The organism is Streptomyces sp. TM32, from assembly GCF_004122755.1.
Classification (GTDB): domain Bacteria; phylum Actinomycetota; class Actinomycetes; order Streptomycetales; family Streptomycetaceae; genus Streptomyces; species Streptomyces sioyaensis.
Genome location: NZ_SDIG01000265.1, coordinates 1 through 5,576 on the forward strand (window position 1 = coordinate 1; position 5,576 = coordinate 5,576).

General features: G+C 72.7%; 7 protein-coding genes. 6 read left to right on the forward strand and 1 reads right to left on the reverse strand.

All coding sequences use genetic code 11. The features are described from left to right. Positions 1-121: 121 nt before the first annotated feature. A complete protein-coding gene (locus tag EST92_RS30740) occupies positions 122-715 on the reverse strand; it encodes a 5-formyltetrahydrofolate cyclo-ligase (protein ID WP_129283954.1) in 594 nt (197 codons plus the stop codon). 110 nt (positions 716-825) lie between these two features. On the opposite strand from EST92_RS30740, the gene galU reads away from it, so the two are divergent. From galU to EST92_RS30770, 6 genes are all read left to right on the forward strand, one after another. Further along, a complete protein-coding gene (galU, locus tag EST92_RS30745) occupies positions 826-1,728 on the forward strand; it encodes a UTP--glucose-1-phosphate uridylyltransferase GalU (protein ID WP_006605075.1) in 903 nt (300 codons plus the stop codon). A 4-nt stretch (positions 1,729-1,732) separates the two neighbouring features. Further along, the gene (gene glp / locus EST92_RS30750; protein WP_129283951.1) at positions 1,733-3,049 is read left to right on the forward strand and encodes a gephyrin-like molybdotransferase Glp; all 1,317 of its coding nucleotides are present in this window, start codon (positions 1,733-1,735) and stop codon (positions 3,047-3,049) included. Between the two features lie 59 nt (positions 3,050-3,108). Continuing rightward, positions 3,109-3,591, forward strand: a complete 483-nt coding sequence (gene moaC, locus EST92_RS30755) for a cyclic pyranopterin monophosphate synthase MoaC (protein WP_129250811.1) — start codon at positions 3,109-3,111, stop codon at positions 3,589-3,591. Continuing rightward, positions 3,588-4,091 carry a MogA/MoaB family molybdenum cofactor biosynthesis protein gene (locus EST92_RS30760; protein WP_129283952.1) on the forward strand — a complete coding sequence of 168 codons (504 nt, stop codon included), beginning with the start codon at positions 3,588-3,590 and terminating at the stop codon, positions 4,089-4,091. The genes moaC and EST92_RS30760 overlap by 4 nt, the downstream gene beginning before the upstream one ends. Positions 4,092-4,105: 14 nt before the next feature. Then, on the forward strand, positions 4,106-4,720 hold the full coding sequence (locus EST92_RS30765; protein WP_129250813.1) for a GNAT family protein: 615 nt from the start codon (positions 4,106-4,108) through the stop codon (positions 4,718-4,720). A gap of 151 nt (positions 4,721-4,871) precedes the next feature. Next, positions 4,872-5,576 (forward strand): hypothetical protein (locus EST92_RS30770; RefSeq protein ID WP_129283953.1); only part of this gene is annotated, 705 nt, incomplete at its 3' end.

A 5,576-nucleotide genomic window follows, 5' to 3' on the forward strand; every position in this document is an offset into this window, starting at 1 on the left:
CCCAGCCGAGCGCCTGCATAAACTGCTCGCGGCCTGATCAAACCGACCACGTGTTGCGACGACCGCTAGAAACCGCCAACTCCGGTCCGCCCCTACGGCTTGCGGGCTCCCCCGGACCGCTTCAGCCCTCCGTACGGGCCCCCGGTGCCGCGAACCGGTGCACCCCCGACGGGGTCACCGCGGCGTGTACATGCCGGTCGTGCGGCTCGGCCGGCACCTCGGCCAGCACCTCCGCGTCGTAGAGCAGCACCACCAGCGACGCCCGCGCACCGGCCCGGTCCAGCCGCGCCAGCACCCGGTCGTAGGAGCCGCCGCCGCGCCCCAGCCGCAGCCCCGTACGGTCCACCGCGAGCCCCGGCAGCAGTACCACGTCCGCCTCGGTGACGGCCTCGGGGCCCAGCCGCGGCCCGGCCGGCTCCAGCAGCCCGCGGCCCGCCCGGACGAGCCGCTCGGCGCCCTCGTAGACCGCCCAGTCCAGATCGTTGTCCGCCAGGAGGACCGGCAGCAGCACCCGCACGCCGGCCGCCCGCAACCGGTCCAGCAGCGCGCGGGTGGAGGGCTCACCGCCGATGGAGACGTACGCGGCGACGGTGTGCGGGGAGCCGGTGGGGGCCAACTCGGCCAGCTCCAGTATGTGCCGGGCCAGTCCCTCGCCCGTCGACGCACGGACATCCGGCGGCAACGCACTCCTCACCTCCAGGAGGTCCCGCCGCAACCTGCGCTTTCTATCGTGATCGACGCTCACTGTGTGCCCTTGCTCCCGCTCTTGTGGCTTTTCGCCGGACCCTCATCATCATTCCGATAGGGCCGGTTATGGTGTCGCGCATGACCCCATCGCACACGCGGATCAGCAAGGCTGTCATCCCCGCAGCCGGCCTCGGCACCCGGTTTCTCCCCGCAACGAAGGCCACGCCCAAGGAGATGCTCCCGGTCGTCGACAAGCCCGCCATCCAGTACGTGGTGGAGGAGGCGGCCGCCGCCGGACTCTCCGACGTCCTGATGGTGACCGGCCGCAACAAGCGCCCCCTCGAAGACCACTTCGACCGCAACTACGAACTCGAAGAGGCCCTGCACCGCAAGGGCGACGAGTCCCGCCTCGCCAAGGTGCAGGAGTCCAGCGACCTGGCGACCATGCACTACGTACGCCAGGGCGACCCCAGGGGCCTGGGCCACGCGGTGCTGTGCGCCGCGCCACACGTCGGCGACCAGCCCTTCGCCGTCCTCCTCGGCGACGACCTCATCGACCCCCGTGACCCGCTGCTGGCGCGCATGGTCGAGATACAGGCGCAGTACGGCGGCTCGGTCATCGCCCTCATGGAGGTCGACCCGGCCCAGATCCACCTCTACGGCTGCGCGGCCGCCACCCCCACCGGCGACGACGACGTGGTGAGCGTCTCCGACCTGGTCGAGAAGCCCGACCCGGCCGAGGCCCCCAGCAACCTCGCCATCATCGGCCGTTACGTCCTCGACCCGGCCGTTTTCGAGGTGCTGCGCAAGACCGCCCCGGGCCGCGGTGGTGAGATCCAGCTCACCGACGCCCTCCAGGCGCTGGCCGCCGACCCCGCCCTCGGCGGCCCGGTGCACGGCGTGGTCTTCAAGGGCCGCCGCTATGACACCGGTGACCGCGGCGACTATCTGCGTGCCATTGTCCGACTCGCATGCGAACGTGAAGACCTCGGCCCGGACTTCCGGTCCTGGCTTCGCAGTTACGTGACCGAGGAGATGTAAAACGTTGAACGGCAGCACCGGCCAGACCCGCCACCAGGACCGCGTCTGGTCGGTGGCCGAGCATCTCGACGACGTCCTGTCGAAGATCGCCCCGCTCGACCCGATCGAGCTGCAACTCCTCGACGCCCAGGGCTGCGTCCTGGTCGAGGACATCACGGTCCCGGTCGCCCTGCCGCCCTTCGACAACAGCTCCATGGACGGCTACGCCGTCCGCGCCGCCGACACCACGGCCGCCACCCAGGACGCACCGGTCTCCCTCACCGTCATCGGGGACATCGCGGCCGGCCCCGGCGAGCTGCCGGACGTCGGCCCGGGCCAGGCCGCCCGCATCATGACCGGCGCCCCGGTGCCGCCCGGCGCCGATGCCGTCGTCCCCGTCGAGTGGACCGACGGCGGAGCGGGCGAGGGCCCGGCCGCCGCGATGCGCGCCCACAGCGCCGCCCCGCAGGACGCCGGCGGCGAGGTCCGCGTCCACCGCCCGGCCGCCGCCGGCGCCCATATCCGCACCCGCGGCAGCGATGTCACCGAAGGCGAGCCGGCCCTGGCGGCGGGCACGGTCCTGGGCCCCTCCCAGATCGGTCTGCTCGCCGCCCTCGGCCGCGGCACGGTCCGGGTACGGCCCCGCCCCCGCGTCGTGGTCCTGTCGACCGGCAGCGAACTCGTCCAGCCCGGCGAGGCGTTGGCCCCCGGCCAGATCCACGACTCCAACAGCTTCCAGCTCACCGCCGCCGCCCGCGCGGCCGGCGCCCTCGCCTACCGCGTCGGCGCCGTCGCCGACGACGCCGAGACCCTCCGCTCCACTCTTGAGGACCAGCTCATCCGGGCCGACCTCCTCGTCACCAGCGGCGGCGTCAGCGTCGGCGCCTACGACGTGGTCAAGGAGACCCTGACCGCCCTGTCCGCGGAGGAGGGGACGGTCGAGTTCCGCAAACTTGCGATGCAGCCCGGCAAGCCCCAGGGCTTCGGCCTCATCGGCCCCGACCGCATCCCGCTCCTCGCCCTGCCCGGCAATCCGGTCAGCTCCTACGTCTCCTTCGAGCTGTTCGTACGCCCCGCCCTGCGCACCCTCATGGGCCTGCCCGACATCCAGCGCCCCACCCTCCGCGCCCGGATCACCGACGCCATCGCCTCCTCGCCCCGGGGACGCCGCCAGTTCCTGCGCGGCTCCCACGACGCCGACGCCGGCACGGTCACCCCCGTGGGCGGCGCCGGCTCCCACCTGATCAAGGCCATGGCGCACGCCAATGCGCTGATCGTCGTCCCCGAGGAGGCCACCGAGGTCACCGCGGACAGCGAGGTGGACGTCGTCCTGCTCGGCTGAGCCGCTTCCGCCAGGGGTACGGTGTCGTCCCACAGGCGGCAGTTTTGACCGGGAGAACGATGAGCAGCGGCCAGCACCACCTCACCCATCTCGACGCGGCGGGCGCGGCGCGGATGGTGGACGTCTCCGCCAAGGACGTCACCGCCCGCACCGCCCGAGCCCGTGGCCGGGTCCTGGTATCGCCGCAGGTCATCGAGCTGCTGCGGGGCGAGGGCATGCCCAAGGGCGATGCCCTGGCCACCGCCCGGATCGCCGGCATCATGGGCGCCAAACGCACCCCCGACCTGATCCCGCTCTGCCACCCGCTGGCCGTCTCCGGCGTGAAACTCGACCTCTCCGTCGCCGACGACGCCGTCGAGATCACCGCCACCGTCAAGACCACCGACCGCACCGGCGTCGAAATGGAGGCGCTGACCGCGGTCTCCGTCGCCGCCCTCACCGTCGTCGACATGGTCAAGGCCGTCGACAAGGCCGCCGTCATCTCCGACATCCGCGTCGAGGAGAAGACCGGCGGCAAGTCCGGTGACTGGAGCCGGTCATGACGCCGGCCCGCGCCCTGGTCGTCACCGCCTCCAACCGCGCGGCGGCCGGCGTCTACGCCGACAAGGGCGGCCCGCTGCTCGCCGAGGGCCTGACCGCCATGGGCTTCGAGGTCGAGGGCCCGCAGGTGGTCCCCGACGGCGACCCGGTGGAAGCCGCCCTGCGGACCGCCGTCGCCTCGGCCCGCTACGCCGTCATCCTCACCACCGGCGGTACGGGCCTGTCGCCCACCGACCGCACCCCCGAAGCCACCCGCCGCGTCCTGGACCACGAGGTGCCCGGCATCCCCGAGGCGATCCGCGCGGCCGGCCGGGAGAAGGTCCCCACCGCCGCCCTCTCCCGCGGGCTCGCGGGCGTCGCCGGGACGACCCTGATCGTCAATCTCCCCGGCTCGACTGGCGGCGTCCGCGACGGCCTCGCCGTCCTCGCGGAGCTGCTGCCGCACGCCGTCGACCAGATCCGCGGCGGCGACCACGCCAGACCGTCCGGGAGCCCGAGCTGAACGCGTCCTGGCCCGTGGTCCTCACGGAGGGAGAGGTCACCCTCCGCCCGATAAAGATGCGCGACCAAGGGGCCTGGCGCGAGGTCAACCGCCGCAACCGCGACTGGCTGCGCCCCTGGGAAGCGACCATCCCGCCGCCTCCGCCCGGCCTCGTCCCGCCGCACCGCCCCACCTACCGCCAGATGGTCCGCCATCTCCGCGCCGAGGCGCACGCCGGCCGGATGCTGCCGTTCGTCGTCGAGTACCGCGGGCAGCTCGCCGGACAACTCACGGTCGCCGGAATCACCTGGGGCTCCATGTGTTCCGGCCATATCGGCTACTGGGTCGACAAGGGAGTCGCCGGCCGTGGCGTCATGCCGACCGCCGTGGCGCTCGCCGTCGACCACTGCTTCCGTGCCGTGGGACTGCACCGCATCGAGGTCTGCATTCGGCCCGAGAACACCCCCAGCCGGCGGGTGGTCGAAAAACTCGGATTTCGCGAAGAGGGCATCCGCCCGCGCTATCTGCACATCGACGGCGCCTGGCGCGACCACGCGGTATACGCCCTCACCGCGGAAGAGGTACCCGAGGGCCTGGTCAACCGCTGGCGGCGGGAGAAACCCGGTGCCCCCGGGATGCCTCACAAATAAAATAAACGTTCGAAAAAATTCCGCGGCCGAGCCGATGGGCGACGGCGCCGATCTCTACGATCACAAAAAAGTTCGAGATATCAGCCAGATCGTGCGACACACCGGCTCAATTGGCGGATGGCCCCCTGCAAACCCCTCTACCGTGTGAGTCGTGAGAAGCAGCGGCCTCATCTACGCAGTCATCGTCGGGGCCTGGGCTGCCTATTTGGTGCCGATGTGGCTCCGTAGGCAGGACGAGCTCAACGAGGCCCGCCCGACCGAGCGCTTCAGCACCGCCATCCGGCTGCTGTCCGGGCGCGCGGCCATGCAGCGCCGCTACGACAAAGAGCGTGGGGAGTACCCCGCCGACGATGCGGGCCACGAACTGGACCCGGACGCTCCGGCCGACGAGGCCGCCGCCCGGTCCTTCGGCGACCCCGCCGCGGCGGACGCGCCCGAGGCACCCCGCACCCGCGTGCAGGCCGCCCCGCCGCGCCCCTCCGCCGCCGAGCGGACCAAGCGCGCCAAGGTCCTCGCCCGCCGCCGGCGCACCACCACCATCCTCTTCCTCGCCTTCACCGTCGGCGCCGTCGTCGCCGCGGTCGGCGGCGCGCCCTTCCTCTGGGCCCCCGCCCTCCCCGCCCTGCTCCTGACCGCCTACATCGTCTATCTGCGCGCCCAGGAGCGCCGCCGCTTCACCTTCACCATGGACCAGCGCAAGGCGGAGGCGGCAGCGCAGCGGCTGCGGGAGGGCCGCCGACGCCCTCACCAGGCGGCCGACCAGCCGCCCGCCGACGACGACCACCCGGCCGACGCCCGCGCTGACGCCCCGGACGCCACCCCGGAACCGCCCCGGCCCGCCACCTCCACTTCGAGG